Raw genomic sequence first — 22,698 nt, forward strand, 5'->3', positions numbered from 1 at the left:
GTTGAATTCGGTTTCTCCGACTGTAACGGCGATTCAGTTCGCTCTTTGTCGATTCCGTCGATCAACAGCCGACAATGTCCTCCGGCGCGGAGTCGAATTCGGTAAAGCCGCTCGTCATCGACGGCTTCGGAATCTACGCATCCGCGTCTACCATTACGGCGATGCGCATCGCGTCGAAAGTCCTTCAGTGCGTTCTCGGTGCTGTCCTGATGTCGACGGTAATACCGGGCATGGCCGAGACCGCCACGGCGGCACCTGTTGCCGGCGCTCGTGTCTCCGCGAGCACCGATGGTCTCGCACTCGACGGTCGACCGTGGTGGCCGACCGGGTTCAACGCCTACCAACTCGCCACCGATTGGTCGGTCAATGCCGGATGCGGGGCGATGGTGGACCTGGACAGTTACTTCGAGGCGCTTCCTCCACATTCGCTGACCCGGTTCGACGCCTTTCAGGCACTGGCGATCAACCGATTCACCGGTGCCCTCGACTTCGGGCCGATGGATGCGGTCTTCGCCGCAGCCGAGGCTCACGATCAACTCCTCGTACCGGTGCTGTCACCCCAGGACGGGGCGTGCGAGGGAAACGTCTTCAAAGACAGGCAGTGGTACGTCGACGGCTGGACGACGGCCCCCGGCACGCCCACCTCGACCGCGAAGATCAGCTTCGAGCAATGGATGCTCACCGCTGCGAATCGATGGAAGGACTCGTCGGCGTTGGCTGCGTGGGAGCTCGTCGGTGAACCGGAGACGAGTTCGTGCACGGATACCTCGTGCTCCTGGTCCAGCCGAACGTGTACGGCCGGTGCTGCAGAGGTGCTTCGCTCGTTCTTCGACACTGCAGGACAACAGCTCCGCTCCGTCGATCCTCGCACCGTGATCACAGCGGGCCTCACCGGCGGCGGCCAGTGCGGAAGCCAGGGTGACGAGTACGAGTACCTCGCCCAGTCGCCCTTCGTCGATGTGTTGCAGTACCACGATTACGGTGCAGACGGCGTGCCGCTGCCCGGAGATCAGTGGAACGGGTTGCAGCGGCGGATCACTCAGAGCGCCGCGGTGGGCAAACCCCTGCTGGTCGGGGAGATCGGTCAACTCGCCGGCTCGTGCGGCGATGTCGATTCTCGAGCAACCGGTATTGCCGCGAAGATCGACGGCCAGCGTGCCGCTGGTACAGCAGGGGCGCTGTTGTGGGCTTTCGTACCGGATCCGCGGCCTACGGACTGCACCTACGACATCGGACCGTCGGATCCGCTGTGGCAGACGATCGGACGTTAGGGCAACCTCGTTCTCCCCAACTTCACCTGAACGTTCCTTTACTTTCGCTTTTGGGTGACAGCGTGCCGTGACATGAAGCCACTGCCCCTGTTCGCCGTTCACGACGGAAGCTCCAAACGATCATCGTTGACCTGCAAGTACAAGTGCGGCGATGCCTGTTTCCACGAGATTCCCAATACGTCGAAGGGCCAGTACTTCGGCGACATCGTCAAGACCGCGATGTCGCGGCGCGGCGTCATCAAGGGCGGGGCCATGGCAGTGCTCGCCGTCGGTGCCGGTAGCGCACTGGCCGCATGTTCGACCGACGAGCCGGCCGCGACCGGTAGCGCAACCACGGGTACGTCGGGAACCGATACTCCGCCCGTCGACGGCGTGGATTTCGTTGCAGTGGAACCGAACACCGAGGATGCCGTCGTCGTTCCCGACGGTTACGAGCAGGGCATCGTCATTCGGTGGGGCGACGCCGTCGTCGCGGGCGCACCGGCCTTCGACTTCGACAAGCAGACCGGCGCGGCGCAGGAGAAGCAGTTCGGTTTCAACAACGACTTCGCCGGCCTGCTGCCGATCGAGGGCACGCCCAACGCCCACCTGCTGGTGGTCAACCACGAGTACAGCACGGAACCGGCAATGTTCAAGGGCTACGACGCGGAGAACCCCACCCGCGAGCAGTTCGACGTAGCCCTTGCGGCACACGGCCTTTCCGTCGTACAGGTGCAGGGCGAATCGGGCACCGGCAAGCTCACCCCCGCTATGGGCCAGTACAACCGGCGCATCACCGGCACCACCGAGTTCGTCATCACCGGGCCCGCCGCAGGCAGCGACTTCCTCAAGACCAGCGTGGACCCCACCGGCACCAAGGTGTTCGGCACGTTCAACAACTGCTCGGGCGGCCTGACCCCGTGGGGAACGGTGCTCTCCGGTGAGGAGAACTTCAACCAGTATTTCGCCAACGCCGAGACCGTCACGGATGCGACTGTGGCCAAGCGTCTTTCGCGCTACGGCGTCGAAGGCGGTGCCAGCGAACGTAAGTGGGAGCGCTTCGACAAGCGATTCGATCTGGCGCAGGAACCCAACGAGGTCAACCGATTCGGCTACATCGTCGAGGTGAATCCGTGGGATCCGCAGTCGGCCCCGATCAAGCACACCGCTCTGGGCCGGTTCAAGCACGAGGCCGCGACCATCCACGTCACCGACGACGGCACCGTCGTGGCGTACAGCGGCGACGACGAACGTTTCGACTACATGTACAAGTTCGTCTCGAGCCGAAAGATGATGCCCGGCACCGGCCAGGCCGCGATGCGCAACAACCTGACCTTGCTCGACGCCGGCACGCTGTACGTCGCCAGCCTCACCGGCGATACGCCCGACGAGATCGACGGCTCGGGCGCCCTGCCCTCCAACGGTGAATTCCGTGGCAGCGGAACGTGGATCCCCTTGCTGGAAACCGGCGAGGACGGCCGCGGCAAGTCTCTCGTCGACGGTATGTCGGCCGAGGAAGTCGCCGTGTTCACCCGTCAGGCGGGTGACGCAGTGGGCGCAACCAAGATGGACCGCCCCGAAGACTTCGAGCCGAACCCGGTGACCGGCAAGGTGTATGTCGCACTGACCAACAACTCCAACCGCGGCACCGAGGGCAAAGCGGCCGCCGACGAGGCCAATCCCCGCAACAAGAACAAGAACGGGCAGGTACTCGAACTCGAGGACGACCACGCCGGGACGTCGTTCACGTGGAACCTGTTGTTGGTCTGCGGTGATCCGAACGAGGCCGACACGTATTTCGGCGGATTCGACAAGAGTCAGGTCAGCCCTATCTCGTGCCCCGACAATCTCGCGTTCGACTCGAAGGGCAACCTGTGGGTCTCGACCGACGGCAACGCCCTCGATTCCAACGACGGCCTGTTCGCCGTGGTGCTCGACGGCCCCCGTCGCGGCGAGACACGTCAGTTCCTGACCGTCCCCGCCGGCGGCGAGACCTGCGGCCCCATCGTCACCGACGAGCGCGTCATGGTCTGCGTCCAGCACCCGGGTGAAAGCGACGACGCCACCGCCGACGCTCCGATCTCGCACTGGCCCGACGGCGGCGACACGCAGCCACGGCCGTCCATCGTCGCGGTGTGGAAGTCCGCCTAGCCCAGGCTATTTCGAGAGAGCTACGATGCCCGTGGTCGCACCCTCGACTACGGGCGTCGGGCTGTGTTCACTTCGCCACCGACGACGCGATCAAATCCTCGACCACCGCGGCGATCGCGGCATTCGCGTGCTCGGGGTTGGTCACCACCGACACCGTTCGGGTCGGTGCATCGATGACGTCGATCATGTGCAGTTCGGGGAGGATCGACGCCAAGGACGACGGCAGCAGTGTCACACCCAACCCTGCTGCGGTGAGTTGACCGATGAGGTCGGCCGAATCGGCCTCCAGAATGCGGCCGCGGGGAACCGACGAGCGGGTGAATGCATGATCGGATTGCAGTCTGGCCTCGCTTCCCGCCGGTCGGTCGATCATCGTCATCTCGGACAGGTCGGACAACCGTATCGAATTCTTTTGAGCCCAAGGATGATCGGGACCGACGAACAGTGACAGTGGCTCGGTCCACAGGGCGGTGACGGTCAATCCCGGATGTGGGCGTCCGGGCGCGAGCCCGATGATTCCGAGATCGAGGTCTCCGCGTGCGATGCCGTCGAGAACGTCGTTGCTCGGCCGCGGCAGCAACGTCACCGACGTGTTGGGAAATCGCTGGGAGATCCGGCCGACCACCGCGGCCAGATCGACACGGGCGAGAGGCGCAATCATGCCGATACGCAGCCGCCTGATGGCGGTCGTGGGATCGGGCGCGACGTCGGCCACCAATCGGGACACGGCACCGAGCACGCTGTGCGCGCGTTCGAGAAAGATCTGTCCAGCCGGGGTGATGGTGACGCTTCGGCTCGTGCGCGCGAACAGTTCTACGCCCAGCTCTTTTTCCAGGTCTCTGATCTGGCTGCTCAGCGCCGATTGAGCGACTCGCAGCCGAGCTGCTGCACGCCCGAAGTGCTGCTCTTCGGCGACCGCCACGGCGTACCGGATGTGTCTGAGTTCCACGCTTCGCAACTCTATCTGTTTAGACGATCGATCGTTCGGAACGTTCTATTGGACAGCTGGATGTGCAACGAGCACCCTTGTTCTTGTGAAGACAGCCAGCACCTCGCGCACCGGCGTGAGCACCCCCGTCGTCGCCCTGATGGCGATCGCCACCGGACTCTCGGCCGGCGGCAACTATCTCAACCAGCCGCTGCTCGACCTCATTGCCACCGAATTCGACGTGTCCGAGACAGCGGCAGCCACCTCGGTGACCGTCGCACAGATTTCCTATGCCCTCGGCCTGCTGCTCATCGTGCCTCTCGGCGACGTCGTCGATCGCCGCACGTTGAGCGTCGGGCTGATGATTCTCGCCGCGACGGGTCAGGCGATCACCGGATTCGCTCCCGGCCTCTCCTGGCTCCTCGTCGGCACGGCGATCGCTGGACTGTTCTCGGTGGCGGCGCAGGTGATCGTGCCGTTCGCCGCGTCGATGGCACACCCGGAGCAATCCGGACGCATCGTCGGAGTGGTCATGGGCGGGTTGCTGACGGGCATCCTGCTGGCACGCAGCATCTCGGGGCTGCTGTCGTCGGTGACGGGGTGGCAGGGCGTCTACCGCGTCGCCGCGGTGTTGATGCTGATCGCCGCGGTCGGCCTGTGGCGGGTGCTGCCACGCAACACCGTGACGGCGGACGTCACCTACGGCTCGGCGCTGGTGTCGATGGTTCGGCTGGTACGCACCCACCCCAGGCTTCGGACCCGCGCGGCGCTCGGCGGTCTCGGCTTCGCGTCGGTGAGCACGGTGTTCGCGACGATGACGCTGTTGCTGTCGTCGAGGTTCGGTTTCGGTGCCGTCCAGATCGGACTGATCGGATTGGCCGGTGTCGGCGGCGCTCTGATGGCCTCCGTCGCGGGCCGGCTCGCAGACCGCGGACTGGTGCAATGGGCCAGCGGTACCTGTGCGGTTCTGCTGATCGCACTCTGGCCGATGTTCGCCGTCGGCGGCCACTACTGGGTGGTGTTCGTGGTCGCATTCGTACTTCTCGAACTGGCTCTGCAGGGCGTGCACGTGAGCAACCAGCACATCGTCTACGCCCTGGAACCGGCTGCTCGCGCCCGAATCAACTCCGTCTACATGACGACGTACTTCGTGGGCGCCTCAGCAGGATCTGCCGTCGGGACGTGGGCGTGGAAGCATTTCGAGTGGACGGGAGTGTGCGCTGCGGGGGCCGTGTTCGCCATTGCCGCACTGCTGGTCTGGCTACTGGATCTGCAGGTGGACGCCCGTCGACGTCGAGAAAACACCTGCGGGACGCCCGGTGGACCTGAGCCGACGATGGTGAACAGTCACTAATGCGTTCTGTTCCGAGACGTGGTTGAGTCGTTCTCGATGAGACGTGGGTAACACTCACGCTGCCGACGGCGACATACCCAGAGTCGGCACGAACAAACCATAGAAACACGAACTACTTCTCTTGGCTCGGAGGCGCACCCATGACTGTCGTGAACGATCGCATCCACGTGGCTCTCACGGAACTCGACCCGTCCGATTACGCGGTGCCGACCATCGCACCGATTCGTACGGCCGGCCACCTCGACCCGGTGTTCTGCATCCACCCCCTCGTCGGGCTGGTCGACTGCTACGCGGAACTCGCAGCACACGTCGACGACGCGCGTCCCATCTACGGCGTCCAGGTCCCGACGTCGGGAGAGCTCGCGGAGTCCCTCGTCGCCTTGGCCTCGCAGTACGCCGACGACATCGTTCGCATCCAGACCGACGGGGCCGTACACCTGCTGGGCACGTCCTTCGGTGGAGTACTCGCGCACGCCATCGCCGTCGAGCTGCAAAGTCGCGGCGTTACGGTCGGGGCACTGACGTTGCTCGACAGCGACCCCGTTCGGTCCAGCGCCGACAGCGCCGACCTGCTCGGGTCCATGGGCGACGAGATCGATCGCAGCCACGCCGAAGAGTTGCTCGCCGTTGCCTCGCACAACGACGAACTCGCCCAGCGGCACCTGCCGGGCATCTACTTCGGTGACATCCTCGCCGTGTCCTCGATGGGAACCGACTCCGGGTCCGCGTGGCACCCCTTCGTCTGCGGCACGATCGCCAAGTACCTCGTGCCCGACGCCACCTCGTTCGACGTCGTCGGCCCGCTGGTCGACAGCTACCTCGGCTGACCCGCGCGGCTCATCCGAGCCAATCCAGCACGGCAGCGGCCGTCCAGGACTGCTGCATGCTGCCGAGCGGCTTGCCGGTGAACGGCTCGTAGTACTCGGCAAAGCTGCCGTCACTCGCCTGACGCAGACCCTCGTCTCGCAAAGACAGTGATCGCTCCGACCACCCGCGGCGTGCGAAAGCCCACGAGAACAGCCATGTCATCACCGGCCACACCGGTCCACGCCAGTACTCGCGAGCACGGAAGTCCTTCGACACCGGGGACGTCGACGGCGGTACCGCGTACCGCAGGTCCGGATGTCCGCAGAACCGGGTGCCCTCGAAGATCCGAATGAGATTGCGCTCCTGCTCGCGCGGCAATCCTCCGCACAGCAGCGGCGCGAACATGGCAATGGTCTCCGTGCCGATCCACTGACCCGTCCGCAGATCGAAATCTCTTGCCCCGCCCGAACGCGTGTCGGTGGTCGCGATGACTCCCGTGCGGAACTTGTCCGCCCACCCGCGCAATTCGCGCACATCCGAGCGCGGCCGCGAGTGGTCCTCCCCGATGGTGGCGAGGACGTCGCACGCGACGGCGAAGATGGCACTGACGAACACGTCCTCGACGGCGAAGCTCATCTTGGTTTTCAACGCATCGTCGTCGTAGCCAACCTGTTTCATCTCCTCCACCAACCAGATGTAGCGGTCGTACTCGAGATTGCTGGGCCGCTGAGACGAGTCCGTGATGACCGCCTTGTCCTCGCGAAAATACGGATCCATCTCACCGGCAACCACATTGGCGTAGGCCGAATCCCATCGCGGCGAATTGTCCATGCCGGACTCCCAGCCGTGGAACAGCGCAATACGTCCGTTGTCGTCGACGTCGCGGGCCTGGGCGAGCCAACGATGCCACCGCACCAGATCACCCCAGCGGCGATCCAGGAACTCCTCGGCCACCGCTCGCGTCGTGCGGCCGTGGCGTTTGGAGTGATCGAGAATGCGCTGCACGGCGATCGCGTGGACGGGCGGTTGGGTGATTCCGGAAGTTTGCGGACTCATCGGAGCGTGGGTCGCCAGCGTCCCGGTGGCCCACCGCGCAGGGCCGGGGAAGTAGCCGTCGACACCGTTGGCGAACACGATGTGCGGAATCATCCCGTTCTTCCACTGCGCCGAGAGCAACGTGTCCATCTCCACGACGGCCCGCTCGACGCTCAGCGGTGCCAAGCCGACGGAAACGAATGCGGCGTCCCAGCTCCACATGTGCGGGTACAACCTGGGTGCTGCGCTGGTCATGGTGCCCAGGTCGTTGCCTCGGAGCAGATACGCCGCACGTGCGGCCAGCTGCGTGGAAGTGAAACCGCGATCGCCCATGCAGATAGTTTGCGTCCGGCGGCCGATTTCTGCTCGGTTGGATTGCGGACCGAAGATGTCCGCGATCGCTCCTAGTGTGAGTTTCACCAGCTACCAGGAGGAAAACAATGGCCACCGAGAACACCGACATCCAGAAAATGCTCGCCGAACAGCGCGCGAACTTTCTCATCACCGTCCGCGGCATCAGCGACGAACAGGCTCGTACCCGCACCACCGCGAGCGAGCTGACCCTCGGTGGACTGCTGCACCACGTGATCAGCAACGAGCGCCACTGGATGACAGTGATCGCAGAGCTGGACGAGACGGCCGAATTCGACATGGCCGCCGCCGGCAGCGAGTACGTGATGGCCGAGAACGAGACCGTCGCCGGACTCGTCGCCGAATGGGAAGAGGTGGCCGGTGCCACCTCGGCAGCGCTGGAAACCTTGGACCTCGACCTGTCGGTACCTGTCCCGACGGCGCCGTGGGCACCCGAAAGGATCTGGCAAAGCGCACGATTCACGGTTCTGCACATCCTCCGCGAAATCTCCCAGCACGCCGGCCACGCGGACATCATCCGCGAGGAACTCGACGGCGCGAACACCACCCAGGCATGGGCATCCGAGGCGGGGATGAGCTTCTAGCTAACCTGAGTTCATGACTCGTACTGCGTTGGTGACCGGAGCAAGCCGGGGTCTCGGGGCCCATATCGCTCGATTGCTCGCGCCGGACCATCACGTGTTGCTGGGTGGTCGGTCCACCGAGTCCCTCGCCCCCATTGCGTCGGAACTGTCCGGGTCCACCCCGTGGCCGGTGGAACTGACCGATCAGGATGCGGTGGCCGCCGCCGCGTCGAACATCGATTCTCTGGATGTGTTGGTGCACAACGCCGGGGTGGCAGCGCTCGGGACGGTCGAAGAATCGACGGCGGACGATTGGCGTCGCCAATACGAGGTGAACGTCATCGCCGTCGTCGAACTCACTCGATTGCTACTCCCTGCACTGCGCTCCGCCAAAGGCCATGTGGTGCTGATCAATTCGGGTGCCGGCATACGCGCCAACCCCGGTTGGGGTGCCTACGCGGCGAGCAAGTTCGCGCTCCGCGCCTTCGCTGATGCACTGCGCCTCGAGGAGCCGTCGTTGCGCGTCACCTCGGTGCACCCAGGACGCATCGACACCGAGATGCAGCAGGAGATCGTCGCGCACGAAGGCGGGGAGTACGACGGCTCGAAGTTCTTGCAGCCCAGCACCGTTGCCCGTGCAGTGCGCAACGCAATCGATACCCCCGCCGATGCTCACCCCACGGAATTGGTGCTCCGCACCAGGTGAGCGAAACTTCGTAGCAGGGGTCGAGTTTCCACTCACAACATGAGCTTCGTCCCCGGCGTTGTTCACAGGACCGACTGCATCTCCCTCTTCACCCTTGCCAGTGGACGAATGGAGTCTTCTCATTCACTCGGATGATCTACCGCTTACGGTCCGGGGCGGCGACTGCCGACTACCTCGGGAACGCATCCACAGGTTTCAGCAACGCGGACAATCCAGGGTCAGAGCTCGTCCAGTTTCACGATGCCGTCTTGCAGGGCGCGCGCGACGAGTGCAGCTTTCGTGGGAGCGGCGCGGCCGACGCGGGAGTACTTGTCACGGATTCTCGTCAGGTGCGTGTTGACGGTGCCCAATGCGATGTGGAGGCGTGCGCCCACGTCGACCTTGGAATCGCAGTCCAGCCACGCCTTGAGCACGGTGATCTCACGCGCGGTCAGGCCCGGTGAGGTGTACACCCGCACAGCCCGAGCGGGCGCAGGGGTGGGCCTCACTCCGCCGGGCCTGGTAGCGAGTGGAGAGCGGACGCCGCTCGACACCGAGACTCGCGAATAAAGTTGGGGTCGATGACTCGTCGCTACCATCTTGGCCTCCTCATGCAATCGGCCTACGGACCGATCTGAATCTGACCACGGTTGCCGAACTCCATGCAACACAAGCTTATTCGAGGCTTTACTCCACAACGCATGTTCGGCTACACCATGCTTTAGTTGAAACTAAACAACGGGAACCGGACCATCCAATTGCTATAGTTCAAGATCCAACAATGCGGTGCAGGTGGACGAAGGCGGTAGTCGGTGAACCAGAAGTCACTCCCACGGGAGCAGTTCCTTCAGGCCGGATATCGCCTGCTCGGTGAGATGGACACGACCGATCTTGCGCGTTCGCTCTCGATCTCGGCCGTCGTCGAACGCGCGGGGCTGTCGCACCAAACTTTCCACAACACGTACCCCGGTAACTCTCGCGGCGGCGGGTCCGGCGGCAAGGAAGCTTTCGTCGAAGACCTCCTCGACCACCTCACACTCGATTACACCGGTACTGCGGCTACTGCCGGCAGCCAGGACGTGAAAGCTCCGGTGTCGGCGCTGTTCGACGACCTCACGTCCGGTCTCATGCGACGTCGCCTCGTCGCAGTGCTGCTGGCTGCCGACCACAACGGTGCCCGAAAAGCCGTTATCCCCGAGTTCGAGCGCTTCGACACCGACCTGCGATCCATCATCGGCCGAGCGGTGCAGGCTCACGGCGGATCGTTGCGTCAACCACTGTCGCTGACAAACCTCTCGGCGGTCGTCGGGGCTCTGCTCGACGGGCTGGCGCTCCGGGAGGTGCTCACGCCGGGCTCGGTGTCCTCCGACGACGTTGCATCGGCCACCAACTCGATTCTCCAGTGGGCCATAGACCCACTGCATTCCGACCGCACCGTTGCCCAACCCGATCCGGGCGAAATCTCGGATGCTCTGCGGCCCGACCTCGAGGCCGACGTGATCGCGGCGACCGAAACTCTGTTCGTCGACAACGGCTACTTCCTGGTCACCCTGGCCGACATCGCGGCGGCGGCGAAGATCCGCGTAGAAGACCTTCGACGACTGTTTCCGAGCAAGGTCGACATCATCGTTGCGGCGCTGAAGCCCGAATTCGACCGTGTGCTCCGGCTCCGTCGCGCCGACGAACGCCTCGGAGTCGACCCCGCCACCGCACTGCAACGCACGTTGGTTTCTTTGGGCGAGTTCGTCATCGACAATCGAGCCATGAGCTCGGGCATGCTGCTCGCGTTGAGCTTCGAACAATTCCACCAACCGAGCACCATCACGACGGTCATCGAAAACCTCTACCTCCCGTCCGCTGTGGTCCCCATTCTCGAACGCGGACGTGAAAGCGGCGTGTTCAGCGACGACGCACCGGCACTCGAAGCCGCAATCATGTTGACCAACAACATTCTCTTTCGCTGCCTGACGCGTCCTGCGGAGTCCGCAACCGAAGTGGCGCAGGGTGTCTTGCGAATACTGATGCCCGGTGTTGCGATACGGCCGCGGTGACAACGCGGGACAAGCGTGGTCACGTGGGTGGCGTCGACAGGTGACCGTCACCGAATCGGTTTGGACACTGTGGGATCGATTGACGCGGCTGTCGGAGCATCTGCTCGACGACATAGGGAGTCGGCCTCACCACGATGACGACACTTGGTATGTAGCGCGAGATATCGAAGCTGCCCTGGTTCAGCAGCTGTTGTCCCCGGGGGTCGAACCACACATCGTCGTCGGAGAAGCCGGACACGGGAAGTCCACCCTTCTGTGGTCGTTACAGCGCACCCTGACAAGATTGGGACGGACTCCGTTGCTGCTGTCGGCAACGTGGCTACAACCCGGTACCGATAGAATCCGGAATGCGTCGCTCGACGACGTCGTCTCGGCTGTGGTCTCCCGACCGGACTCGATTCTGCTGCTCGACACCACTGACCTCTTGTTGCACAGTCCCGCTGCTCGCCACAACGTCATCGATCTGGTCGAGACACTGTCACGAGCACACGTTCCGGTGGTGATGACTACCAGACCACTGGAAGGCCAAAGCCTTCCGACAAATCTCGGCCACAAGATCTCCCTCGGCCCTTACTCATCGAAATCCGAGCTTCCGGCCGCGATCACGGCGTTGACCGACGAGTTCGTCGACCTCGACTCCGTCCGGCCCGCCCACCCGGTCGCGGCAATCCAATCAGCACGCGCGCGTGGGGCTCTCGTCGAAGATGTTTGTACCAGCCCTCTCTTCCTACGGCTGCTGTTCTCGCTGTCCGCTCCCTATTTCCCACATTTGGAATTGGACGTGACCGGCCTCTACAACTTGTTCTGGTGCCGCCGGATCGTCAGCGATCACCGAACTGGAGCTGACCTCCCTCCGGACGACGCCGATGACCTCTCCGGCACTACAGGCTTACTCGCAATCGCATTGTTGGCGTTGGGAACTCCCGAACCACCTATCGACGTCCTGATTCGGTGGACTGCTCAGGTCGCGGATTCTGCCGATCGAACGCACGACGCCGCTGTTCTGCGTAGACATGTTCAGACGTTGACGCGGCGAGGAGTCCTGGTCACGACCCACAATCGCGTCCGATTTCTCCATCGGACGTTCTTCGAGTTCGCCGTCGCCCAGGGTCTCGCTGCGCGAGGTGCCGACGGTGAACTGCCGAGATTGGTCGAACGGGCGGCGCGGGTGCCCGACGACCTGCTCGTCGGGGCCGTGGTCGAACAGACCTTGATAGTTCTCGGGGCAGACGTGATGGCGCGAACGATTGTGCGCGCGAGCTGCCGCCGTCTCATCGGAACTGGCCACCCACAACATATTTCGTCTGTCATGACGGTCTGGGCGCATCACCCGGATCTGCTCGAACTCACCGACGACATGGTCGCTGTCCTGACCGACGAACAACTACGGCGATTCTTGCGGACCCTGCCGCGAGTACATGGGCACACGACGTCGGTGGCAGAGCACCTCTATCGTCTATGGGTTCGACGTCCCGAACTCCGTCCTGAGATCGCAACCACCGCGGCGTACCTCGCCGGGCGCGATACACACGCCATTGCGAACCTCGTGAGCCGGACCGCGATGTACGCGGATCTAGCGGCTGCCCGAACTCACCACCTGCGATCGAGCAGTGAACCCCTCACCCTCCTGCGTGACCTGACTTCGACTGCTCCGAATGTGGTTCGTGGTGCGGTCCTTTCAGTGATCGAGGGGCTCAGCCAACGCTCGATGCACGCGGACAAGGAATCGGGCCGCAAGAGCGTGAACACCATCGCTCGGTACGTGAATATGGTGGCAGAATCGTGGGAAGCGTTGGCCGACGACCCTTTTCTGCTCCAGCTCGAAGTCAGTGTCACAAAAATTCAGGCACACTCGAACCGTCGCGACGTCGAGGTCATCCGACGGGCGATGGGCGCTGTGATAGCCGCACACATTCTTCGCGATCGCCTGGAAAACGACTGGACGGACCGGTGGTTCCATTGGGTCGGCGAAGTCTGCGCCGACCTCGAGCGTCGAGGTAGTGAGCGAGATCCGACCGCAGACGCCCACCTGGCGGCAGTCGGCATGGCACTGCGGCAGATCGACGAACCACACCACGTCGGCCTCGTAGAAGCCACGCTCGCCACATTGTTCTCGCTGCCCGTGCCCACGGCACCGCATCGACTCGCCGACGTGTTCGCACGCGAAGTTCTCGCAACACCATCGTTCGCGAGGACGTCGCTGATCGCCACGCTGTCCGTGCTGCTGCACGACCACCTGCCTGTCGACGATCGAAATCCAGCCCCCGGTCCAGCGGTATGGGCGGCGGTCACTCGACAGATGTTGACCGACCCCTCCGTCCCCGCGGAGGTGATTCGCGACATCGTGTCCACGACGATTCACAAGTACTCGAGTGACCGTCGATTGTTCACTCGCAGCGACTACCTGGTCGCGCTGGCTCCGGTAGCGATCGTGTGGGGTGAACCCACCGCAATTGCCGCTGCGGATCGCCTCTCGCGGGTCGACGCAGGCGCCGGCCTCGACCCTCGGGCGGCCGAGATCTTCCTCGATCACTCGCTGGTTCGCGCACATCAAAGACCAGAGCTGCTCGTCCGCGCATCGCTGGCGATTGCACACCGGGTCGGTCGACCCCAGTCCGTCGCGGACCTGCTTCGTCACCAGAACAATCACACCGCCCTACGTGCACATGCACCATTGCTGGAGCGCTGGACGGAACAGCTCATGACCGGTGCCCACGACAGCCAGGCGTCAGGTGCCGGAATGCTCCGTATGCTGCTGCGCCACAACATGATTCTGCCATCAGTGGACCTACTTGCTGCCTGGCTCGAACAAGCGACCAGCGCGGAGGGCACAGCGCTGCTGCTACGGACGATCGGTACCTGCTCTCGCCGCGCGAACTCGTCAACGGTAGCTGCAGACCTGCTGACACAGTTCATCACGACGAGCCTCGTCCCGAAACCTACCGTTTCGCCTCGAACAAAACAGGTTTGGCCACCGATGGTCATCGACGCCGCCCGAGACGCGTTGTTGCAGACCATAGCGCGCAGTCCCACATCGTTTTCCGACCAATGGCCCACTGTCTATGCCCTCACGTTCGCACCGCGCTCGTCGGGCAAAACCGACGCAGAAGGTGTTCGACTTCTCGCACGGTTCCTGCGTGCAGAGGCCGAGACCGGAACTCTGGACGACGCGATAGCGCACCTCGGGATGACGTGGTCCGCGCTGTCACAGCTGAACAAGAAAACGCGCGCCAAAGCGTCCCACAAGCTGACGGGCCCTGTCACGGCAATTCTGCGCCGAGCGCACGATCGGCACTACGACCGACTGGCCAACCTGATCCGGACGACGCCGACAGAACTGACCGCTCAGCTGATACAGGGACTCCTCGAGTCGGCGTTGTTCGCCGAACGTGCCCAGGAATTCGGCGACCGCCTGGACCTCGCGCCGAGAGTGATCGCAAGCGGCACCTTCAAAGAGGTTCTCGTTCGACACGACAGCTCAGCCCAGGGTGCGCCGTGGTCGTCGATGTACGACGAGTCATCGAACTCGGCCGCATACGACGAGCGCCTGATCCATGCCCTCCGCCGACTCGAGCAGCGACGAAATGAGTTCGAGCAGGCGACCGACAGGGCTTACCGGACCATCCGTCGGATCCAGGACAGCAGGGACGACGCCCATCTCGGGCAGACCTTGTTCTCGATTTCCAGATCGGCCTTCTACAGGCTGAAGGCCGGCACTACCTGGTCAGCACCCGGACCGGCACTGTGCGCAGCCGTCGATGCCCATGGTGCAGCGGTCGGCCGGCAGTTCGGACTCGCAGCCGCTCAGAGGGCATACGCCGCAGCGAATCAGGAAGCGGACGACGCACGGCACGCCCGGGACAGGCACAGGTAGACCGGCACCGAATAATTCGCGTCGATGTTCGTCGACATCTCTCAATTTCTCGAACAGTGGAGCAAGACCGATCTGCGATCGAATCGGACTGTCCCTCACAGTGATTCCCGTCTGCCGTAGAACGGAGACGGGCACGATCGAAAGGTCATGCCAATGAACCCGGCCGAGATCCACGACCCCGCTCACACGGCGCTCCAACTCGTCCAATCCATTGCCCAGTCGGTGCCGGCATATCGCCGCCTGCTGCACGAACACGGAATCGCAGTCGACTCGATCGCCACTACAGAAGACCTCACCCGGCTGCCGACGACGTCGAAAGACACCTATCGGCTACGCAGCATCCTCACCGACCTGCAGGCCGGCCGCCCAGAAGACGTCGAGACCATTGCGAGCAGCGCCGGATCATCCGGGAAACCGACATTCTGGTCGCGCGGCCAACGCACGGCCGACCACGGCGCAGCGATGTTCGGTCGCGTTCTGCGGGAGAGTGCCGATACCGAACGCCGTGCCACTCTCGCACTCGTCACCTTTCCGCTCGGTCCCTATATCGGGGGTGCCTTCATGTACTCGATGCTGCTCGATCTCCGCAGGCGTGGGCACCGGCTGTCCATCGCGACCCCCGGCATGGACCCTGACGCCATCGCCGACGTCGTGACCGAAGCCGCCGACGGGTACGAGCAGATCCTGATCTTCGCGTACCCTCCGATCGTCCGCGACCTCCTCGACACTCACGGTGATCTGTTACGCCGGCACCGAGTGGTCGTCATCGTCGGTGGTGAACCCGTGAGCGAAGCGTGGCGCGCTCTGATTCACTCCATGCTCGGCGATGCACACGGTGATCGAGTACGCGTGGTCTACGGGGCGACCGATGTCGGCTTCGTGGGTTACGAGACGGCCTCCACGATTGCCATCCGCTCGGCTGCCGCACATGATTCGACTCTGAACCGCCTGATGTTCGGCACGGACGACACAGACGAAAACGTCGTGCAGCAACCTGCCTTCGTTCAGTACCAACCGGAATTCACCTACATCGAAGTCGACACGGACGGGTACCTCCTGTTCACTGTCGGTGGAGTGCTTCCGCTCGTCCGTTATCGCGTGAACGACAGGGGAGACATCCTCAGGGGCAGCGAGATTCGAACTCGGTTGGCCGAGGCCGGCTACGCCTCACTCGCCGAAGGCATCGACACGGACGCCTACTACCTACTCGTTTTCGGACGGACCGACGTCGCCGCGATCTACAGCGCCGTCAACATCTACCCCGACTACATCCGACCCGCCGTCGAGCACATCTCCCTGGCAACACGGCTGACCGGTCGGTTCATCGCCCGCTGTGAGACCGACAGCGAACAACGGCAAACTCTCACCCTCGACGTGGAACTGCGGCCCGAACAACTGCCGGATACCGAGACGGCCGAACAGGTTCGCCAATTGTCCATTGCAAGCCTGCGCCAACTGAGTGCCGAGTACCGAGTGGTGCACGACCAGAAGGGTCGAGAAGCAGAGCCCCACGTGCGGCTGAGACCGTTCCGTTCGGAGGGCTTCGTCACCGGTGGCAAACAGAAGTCCATCCAATAGCCTTGTCGCAGAGCACGATCACCACTCCGGATGCTCGTGCTCTGCCCACTCCCTGGTCACGGCACCCTGTGTCATCCCGCGCATTGCCTCCGGGTCGCGCCACGCGTACGTGATGTGTCCGACGACGAGTAGCCCGAATCCCAGGGCGAACCAGTCGTGTACGAATGTTGCACCGATACGCCAATACAGTGGACTCCACGACGAGAAATACATGACGACGCCGGTACCGAGAAGTACCAGAATCGACCCGGCACTCAGGGCACCGTTCAGCTTCTGTCCGGCGTTGAATTTCCCGACCCCCACCGCCCCGAGTCGACGTGCTTTGGAGCGCAACCACTTCCAGTCGTCGGCGACGAATCTGTTGAGACGGCCGAGGTCCGCGCGATAGCTGCGTGAGACCGCACCGAGGATCAACGGAATCGGCAACAGAAAGCCCGACCACACGTGCACGAACTCCACCACCGGACGATTGCCGACAAGCACCGCGAGCGACCCGATGTACAAAATCGCCGCGGACACCATGCAGACGATCACCAAGACCCCCACCGCCCAGTGCACGTAACGCTCGACTCGGTCGAACCGGCTCCGGTCGTCAGCTCGTGGGTTCATCGCGACGCCCGTTCGATTCGCCGACGTACGCGTCGATGTCGTATCCGCGCTTCTCCCAGTATCCGGGAACCACGTTGTCCGTCAGCTCGATTCCGCCGAGCCACTTGATGCTCTTGTAGCCGTACATCGAAGCGACGAACAACCGCACCGGACCTCCGTGATCGTGGGTGACGGGGCCGTCGAGCATCGTCAACGCGACCAGCACGTCGTCGCGTCGCGCCTGATCGAGCGTCAGACTCTCGGTATACGTGCCGTCGAACGAGGTGAACCGCAACGACGTCGCCGACGCGGTGGGTCCGACGGCATCGAGGATATCTGCCAATCGCACTCCACTCCAAGCAACTTCGGGTACCCGCCATCCCGTCACGCACTGGAAGTCACGCACCAGCGACGTCTGCGGCATCGAGCGGAGGTCCTGCAGAGTGAACGTGCGCGGTGTGTCGACGGAACCGCCCACCGTCAGGGCATAGGACTTCTCGTCCTTGCGCGGCGCGCCCTGCGTCACCGAATAGAACCGGAAATTGTTCCCGACGGGAATCAGTCCGATCAGCCCCGTCGGATCGTGGTTACCGATCGGCCCGAGTACCGACGCGAGACCCTTCTGGACCGCGCCCCCACCGACGATGCCCGCGACCCCGGCCGCCACCAGGCCGAGCACGACGCGGCGACCCACGGGGCTACCCGCAATCTTCGGCTCGTCGATCGGCATCCCTCCACTGTCCACGGCGGACCAGATCCAGGCCACATTGGGCGTCGAATCAGGTCTGGAACTTCGCCGGGGGAAGTCTTACGGTTGATTCATGGCACTGTCGAAGACAGAACGCGAAGAGTATCTGGCCGAATCGCATATCGCCGCCCTCTCGGTAGCGGCCGGGGCGGACCGTGGCCCGCTGACGGTACCGATCTGGTACGACTACACGCCCGGCGGTGAAGCCTGGGTGTTGACCGGTGCCACCTCGAAGAAGGCCCAATTGATCAGGACCGCAGGGCGATTCACCCTGATGATCGAGCAGTCCGATCCGACGATCCGCTACGTCAGCGTCGAGGGTCCAGTGGCGCGAGAGGAACCGAGCACCCCGGAGCTGCTGCGGGACATGGCAGCCCGGTACCTGCCCCCGGAGAAGGTCGACGGCTACCTCGAGATGGCCAACCGAGAGCACGAGGAGAACGTGGTGTTCTACCTGCGCCCCGAACACTGGCTGTCTGCCGATCTCGGGGCCATCTGAGAGAACTACGAAGTCGGGGTCAAGGCATTGCCGGGCGGGATCGTCACACAGTTGCTGTGCGTCGGCCCACCGCTGAACCGTTCGGTCAGGAACTGCAGGCTCTGCGCCTCGAATACCGGGAAGGCGTCGCTGTGCGTCAAGCCGTCGTACTTTGCGTACTGCACATCGACGCCCCGGCCGCAGTAGGCGTACGCCAGTCCCTGGACGTCGCCGGTAACCATGACGGTGTCGCCGATCGGATCGGCGTGGCCGACCGCCAGAAACAACGGAGTCCGCGGAGTGCCCTGGCTACCCATGATGTTGTCGTCGATCGCCGCGACCACCTCGGGTACATCCAACAGGGAGGTGTACGGGGCCTTGACCATCGAGGCGTCGGTGAGTGTCGGGTAGTCGTCGGCGAACTGGGCGATGCACTCCTGATCGACCTGATCGATCACCTCGAAGCCGTAGTCGGAGATGAAACTGTTCAGGTCGAGGCCATACGCACGCTCGTAGGCGACGATCAGTGCCGGGATGACACCCGCCCACTCTCTGCTACCGCTGACGTACGGAAGGTTGTGAGCCAGGTCGACCGGCAGCCCGCCGGCTGCCGAACCGACGAGATTCAACTCGGGTGCGTACTCGGGGGCAATTTCGGCACCCCACTGCGTCGGCACGGATCCACCGGAGTACCCGACCATGCCGACGGGCGTGCTCGACGGAAGCTGCAGGAGGGACTGCGCCGCACGAATGCCGTCCAGCGCTGCGTAGCCCGACTGCCGCCCGATCGTCCACTCGAGCTCCTCACCCTCGTAATCCGGCACGACGACGGTGTAGCCGGCTGCGAGGTAGCCGGCAATGACCGCCTGTTCCGCGCCGGCAATGGGACTCGTGGACCCGCCGCTGAGTGTGTACGAGGGATTGCACTGAGAGCCGAGGGCGTCGTAGGCCATGTGGTACGAGACGATCCGCGTCGGCCTGGGGACCAGGGGCCGCAGCACTGTGGCGACGGTGACGACGCCGTCGCCCTGCTGGTCGGTAGTTCTGTACAGAACCTGGCTACCCGTGATCGGCGTCGGCTGGGCGGGGGTACGGAACGTCATGGGCCTCGACCGCAACACCGTTCCCGGGGAGACGTCCAGGCCGCCGTCCCAATCGTAGAACGGATCATCGGCCGGAACCGGTGAGCCGGGTCCCGGATCTGCTTGTGCGACAGGCACACTCACGATTGACGCGGACCCGAGAAGTAGAACGACCGACGCGATCAGCCTCAACGCAAACCCACTACCAGCCAGTGACATGCACCAAATTAAACCCCCGCGAGCTCGAAGTTATGGACGGAATCACCGCGATTTTCGTCCATAACTTCGAGTTCGGCGGAGGTGGGGGCTACTTCAGGACGATGTTCACCATTCGACCCGGGATCACGATGATCTTGGTCGGGGCCTTGCCGTCGAGCAGGGCCACGATCTTCTCGTCCGCCAGAGCCGTCTTCTCGACGTCGTCCTTCGTCGCATCGGCGGGGACGGTGATGCGGCTGCGGACCTTGCCGTTGACCTGGATGGGGTAGTCGACGGTATCGGCGACCAGCCACTTCTTCTCCACACGAGGGAAGGGCCCGTGCGCCAACGACTTCTCGTGACCGAGCTTGCTCCACAGTTCCTCGGACAGGTGCGGTGCCAGCGGAGCGAGCATCAGGATCAGCGGCTCCACCACTCCGCGCGGCGCACCGTCGGGGTACGCCTTGGTGATGTGGTTGGTCAGCTCGATCAACTTGGCACCGGCCGTATTGTCCCGCAGCGCAGCGTAATCCGCGTGCACACCGTCGATCACCCGGTTGAGCACTCGCAGCGTGTCCTCGGTGGGCTTGGCATCGGTGACGCGGACCTCGCCGGTCACCTCGTCGAGCACCAGTCGCCACACGCGTTGCAAGAACCGCTGCGCACCGACGACGTCCTTCGTCGCCCACGGCCGCGAGGTGTCCAGCGGGCCCATCGACATCTCGTAGAAGCGCAGGGTGTCGGCACCGTACTCGGCGAAGATCTCGTCGGGGGAGACCGAGTTCTTCAGCGACTTGCCCATTTTCCCGTATTCACGGTTGACGGGCTGATCCTGATAGAAGTAGCCGCCGTCGCGCTCGACCACCTCGGCCGCGGGCACGTAGATCCCACGCGCGTCGGTGTAGGCGTAGGCCTGGATGTAGCCCTGGTTGTACAGGCGACGGTACGGCTCGCTCGAGCTGACGTGACCCAGATCGAACAACACCTTGTGCCAGAAGCGCGAGTACAGCAAGTGCAACACCGCATGCTCGACGCCACCCACGTAGAGATCGACCCCGCCGGGATCGTGGGGTCCGTGGATCTCCGGACGCGGTCCGACCCAGTACTTTTCGTTCTCCGGGTCCGCGAAGGCCTCGGAGTTGGTGGGGTCGATGTAGCGCAGCTGGTACCAGGAACTACCGGCCCACTGCGGCATGACGTTGGTATCGCGGGTGTAGGTCTGCAACCCGTCGCCCAGATCCAGTTCGACGTTGACCCACTCGCTGGCCTTCGCCAGTGGCGGGGACGGCTCGGAGCCCGCGTCGTCCGGGTCGAAGGAGACCGGTGCGTAGTTCTCCACCTCCGGAAGTTCCACGGGCAGAGCGGAATCCGGCAAGCCGTGCGGGTTGCCCTCGGAGTCCCAGACGATCGGGAACGGCTCGCCCCAGTAACGCTGGCGGGCGAACAGCCAGTCGCGCAACTTGTACTGAATGGTGCCGCGGCCGGTGCCGTCCGCTTCCAGGCGCGCGATGACGGCAGCCTTGGCCTCGTCGACGGGCAGGCCGTCCAGGAAGTCGGAGTTAACCAACGCGCCGTCGCCGACGTACGCCGCCTCGGTCACGTCGCCGCCCGAAATCACCTCGCGCACAGGCAGACCGAACGCCGTAGCGAACTCCCAGTCACGCGCATCGTGGCCGGGTACGGCCATGATCGCACCGGTGCCGTAGCCCGTCAGCACGTAGTCGGCGATGAACACCGGCACCTGCTCGCCGTTCACCGGGTTCGTCGCGTAGGCGCCGATGAAGACGCCGGTCTTCTCCTTGTTCTCCTGCCGCTCCAGATCGGACTTGGCGGCGATCGACGCGCGATATGCCGCAACGGCTTCCGCGGGGGTACCGGCTCCGCCGGTCCACTTGTCGGAGACATCCGCCGGCCACTCGGGAGCGATCAGCCCGTCGACCAGATCGTGCTCGGGGGCGAGCACCACGTAGCTCGCGCCGAACAGAGTGTCGGGGCGAGTGGTGAACACCTCGATGCCGGAGAACGAGACCTGCGCACCGCGGGAGCGTCCGATCCAGTTGCGCTGCATGGTCTTGACCTTCTCGGGCCAATCCAGGTACTCGAGGTCGTCGACCAGGCGGTCGGAGTATGCCGTGATACGCATCATCCACTGCCGCAGGTTCTTTCGGAAGACCGGGAAATTGCCGCGATCGCTGCGGCCGTCGGCGGTGACCTCCTCGTTGGCGAGCACCGTACCCAGGCCGGGGCACCAGTTGACCATCGAGTTGGACTCGTACACCAGACGGAAGCCGTCGATCACCTCACGGCGCTCGCCGACGGTCAGCGACTCCCAGGAGCGGCCGTCTTCCAGAGACCGCTCACCCGAGGCGAACGCCGCCTCCAGTTCCGAGATGGGCCGCGCTTTACCGAGGTCCGCGTCGAACCACGAATTGAAGATCTGCAGAAAGATCCACTGCGTCCAGTGGTAGAAGTCGACATCCGTCGTGGCCAGGGACCGTCGACGATCGTGCCCGAGGCCCAGACGTCGCAACTGGCGCCGCATGTTGACGATGTTGTCCTCGGTGGTGCTGCGCGGGTGCGTGCCCGTCTGCACGGCGTACTGCTCGGCAGGCAGGCCGAACGCGTCGTACCCCAGCGCGTGCAGCACGTTGCGTCCCTGCATGCGGTGGTAGCGCGCGAAGACGTCGGTGGCGATGTAGCCCAGGGGGTGCCCGACATGCAGGCCGCTGCCCGACGGGTACGGGAACATGTCCTGGACGAAGAGCTTGTCCTTGGGGACGTCTCCGGCGAGCGCTCCGACCGGGTTGGGCGCGTCGAAGGTGCCCTGCGATTCCCACAGGTCCTGCCACTGCTCCTCGATGCGCCCGGCGAGTTCGGCTGTGTAGCGGTACTCGGGAACGGACTCGGTGGATGCTTCAACGGAATCGGTCACACCTACCAGCCTAAAGTGTGACGC

Annotated in this window: 17 protein-coding genes; 10 read left to right on the forward strand and 7 right to left on the reverse strand. The window is 64.0% G+C overall.

The window, feature by feature from the left end; translation table 11 throughout:
- Positions 1–209: 209 nt before the first annotated feature.
- Together JLZ96_RS13305 and JLZ96_RS13310 are read left to right on the forward strand one after the other, a co-directional pair.
- Positions 210–1,271, forward strand: a complete 1,062-nt coding sequence (locus JLZ96_RS13305; RefSeq protein ID WP_201010736.1) for a cellulase family glycosylhydrolase — start codon at positions 210–212, stop codon at positions 1,269–1,271.
- A 72-nt stretch (positions 1,272–1,343) separates the two neighbouring features.
- Entirely contained in the window at positions 1,344–3,401 is a 2,058-nt protein-coding gene (locus JLZ96_RS13310; protein ID WP_201010327.1) for a PhoX family phosphatase, read from the forward strand.
- A 67-nt stretch (positions 3,402–3,468) separates the two neighbouring features.
- Here the strand turns inward: JLZ96_RS13310 and JLZ96_RS13315 are convergent, their stop codons facing one another.
- Positions 3,469–4,350 carry a LysR family transcriptional regulator gene (locus JLZ96_RS13315; protein WP_201010328.1) on the reverse strand — a complete coding sequence of 294 codons (882 nt, stop codon included), beginning with the start codon at positions 4,348–4,350 and terminating at the stop codon, positions 3,469–3,471.
- Between the two features lie 139 nt (positions 4,351–4,489).
- On the opposite strand from JLZ96_RS13315, the gene JLZ96_RS13320 reads away from it, so the two are divergent.
- Positions 4,490–5,683 (forward strand): MFS transporter, encoded by a 1,194-nt coding sequence (locus JLZ96_RS13320; protein WP_236254110.1) that lies wholly within the window; start codon positions 4,490–4,492, stop codon positions 5,681–5,683.
- Between the two features lie 140 nt (positions 5,684–5,823).
- Complete coding sequence (locus JLZ96_RS13325; RefSeq protein ID WP_201010330.1) at positions 5,824–6,510, forward strand: thioesterase domain-containing protein; 687 nt, start codon at positions 5,824–5,826, stop codon at positions 6,508–6,510.
- A 10-nt stretch (positions 6,511–6,520) separates the two neighbouring features.
- Here JLZ96_RS13325 and JLZ96_RS13330 read toward each other — a convergent pair whose 3' ends face one another.
- Entirely contained in the window at positions 6,521–7,858 is a 1,338-nt protein-coding gene (locus JLZ96_RS13330) for an amylo-alpha-1,6-glucosidase (RefSeq protein ID WP_027495036.1), read from the reverse strand.
- A 107-nt stretch (positions 7,859–7,965) separates the two neighbouring features.
- On the opposite strand from JLZ96_RS13330, the gene JLZ96_RS13335 reads away from it, so the two are divergent.
- Positions 7,966–8,481, forward strand: coding sequence for a DinB family protein (locus JLZ96_RS13335; protein ID WP_201010331.1), 516 nt, complete (start codon positions 7,966–7,968; stop codon positions 8,479–8,481).
- 13 nt (positions 8,482–8,494) lie between these two features.
- Positions 8,495–9,166 (forward strand): SDR family oxidoreductase, encoded by a 672-nt coding sequence (locus JLZ96_RS13340; RefSeq protein WP_032367647.1) that lies wholly within the window; start codon positions 8,495–8,497, stop codon positions 9,164–9,166.
- 218 nt (positions 9,167–9,384) lie between these two features.
- Here the strand turns inward: JLZ96_RS13340 and JLZ96_RS24985 are convergent, their stop codons facing one another.
- Positions 9,385–9,618, reverse strand: a complete 234-nt coding sequence (locus JLZ96_RS24985) for a LuxR C-terminal-related transcriptional regulator (RefSeq protein WP_032367970.1) — start codon at positions 9,616–9,618, stop codon at positions 9,385–9,387.
- Positions 9,619–9,957: 339 nt separating this feature from the next.
- On the opposite strand from JLZ96_RS24985, the gene JLZ96_RS13350 reads away from it, so the two are divergent.
- The 3 genes from JLZ96_RS13350 (at position 9,958) to JLZ96_RS13360 (ending at position 16,648) form a co-directional block, all read left to right on the forward strand.
- Positions 9,958–11,196, forward strand: a complete 1,239-nt coding sequence (locus tag JLZ96_RS13350; RefSeq protein ID WP_094621777.1) for a TetR/AcrR family transcriptional regulator — start codon at positions 9,958–9,960, stop codon at positions 11,194–11,196.
- A gap of 40 nt (positions 11,197–11,236) precedes the next feature.
- Positions 11,237–15,070, forward strand: coding sequence for a hypothetical protein (locus tag JLZ96_RS13355; RefSeq protein WP_201010332.1), 3,834 nt, complete (start codon positions 11,237–11,239; stop codon positions 15,068–15,070).
- Positions 15,071–15,217: 147 nt separating this feature from the next.
- The gene (locus JLZ96_RS13360; protein WP_201010333.1) at positions 15,218–16,648 is read left to right on the forward strand and encodes a phenylacetate--CoA ligase family protein; all 1,431 of its coding nucleotides are present in this window, start codon (positions 15,218–15,220) and stop codon (positions 16,646–16,648) included.
- An 18-nt stretch (positions 16,649–16,666) separates the two neighbouring features.
- Here the strand turns inward: JLZ96_RS13360 and JLZ96_RS13365 are convergent, their stop codons facing one another.
- A complete protein-coding gene (locus JLZ96_RS13365) occupies positions 16,667–17,257 on the reverse strand; it encodes a cytochrome b/b6 domain-containing protein (protein ID WP_201010334.1) in 591 nt (196 codons plus the stop codon).
- On the reverse strand, positions 17,241–17,966 hold the full coding sequence (locus JLZ96_RS13370) for a molybdopterin-dependent oxidoreductase (RefSeq protein WP_201010335.1): 726 nt from the start codon (positions 17,964–17,966) through the stop codon (positions 17,241–17,243). The genes JLZ96_RS13365 and JLZ96_RS13370 overlap by 17 nt, the downstream gene beginning before the upstream one ends.
- A gap of 91 nt (positions 17,967–18,057) precedes the next feature.
- On the opposite strand from JLZ96_RS13370, the gene JLZ96_RS13375 reads away from it, so the two are divergent.
- On the forward strand, positions 18,058–18,483 hold the full coding sequence (locus tag JLZ96_RS13375) for a pyridoxamine 5'-phosphate oxidase family protein (protein WP_201010336.1): 426 nt from the start codon (positions 18,058–18,060) through the stop codon (positions 18,481–18,483).
- 5 nt (positions 18,484–18,488) lie between these two features.
- Here JLZ96_RS13375 and JLZ96_RS13380 read toward each other — a convergent pair whose 3' ends face one another.
- The gene (locus JLZ96_RS13380; protein WP_201010337.1) at positions 18,489–19,763 is read right to left on the reverse strand and encodes a lipase family protein; all 1,275 of its coding nucleotides are present in this window, start codon (positions 19,761–19,763) and stop codon (positions 18,489–18,491) included.
- 88 nt (positions 19,764–19,851) lie between these two features.
- A complete protein-coding gene (gene leuS / locus JLZ96_RS13385) occupies positions 19,852–22,674 on the reverse strand; it encodes a leucine--tRNA ligase (RefSeq protein WP_201010338.1) in 2,823 nt (940 codons plus the stop codon).
- Positions 22,675–22,698: the final 24 nt, after the last annotated feature.

This window comes from Rhodococcus sp. NKCM2511, assembly GCF_014905595.1.
GTDB lineage: Bacteria > Actinomycetota > Actinomycetes > Mycobacteriales > Mycobacteriaceae > Rhodococcoides > Rhodococcoides fascians.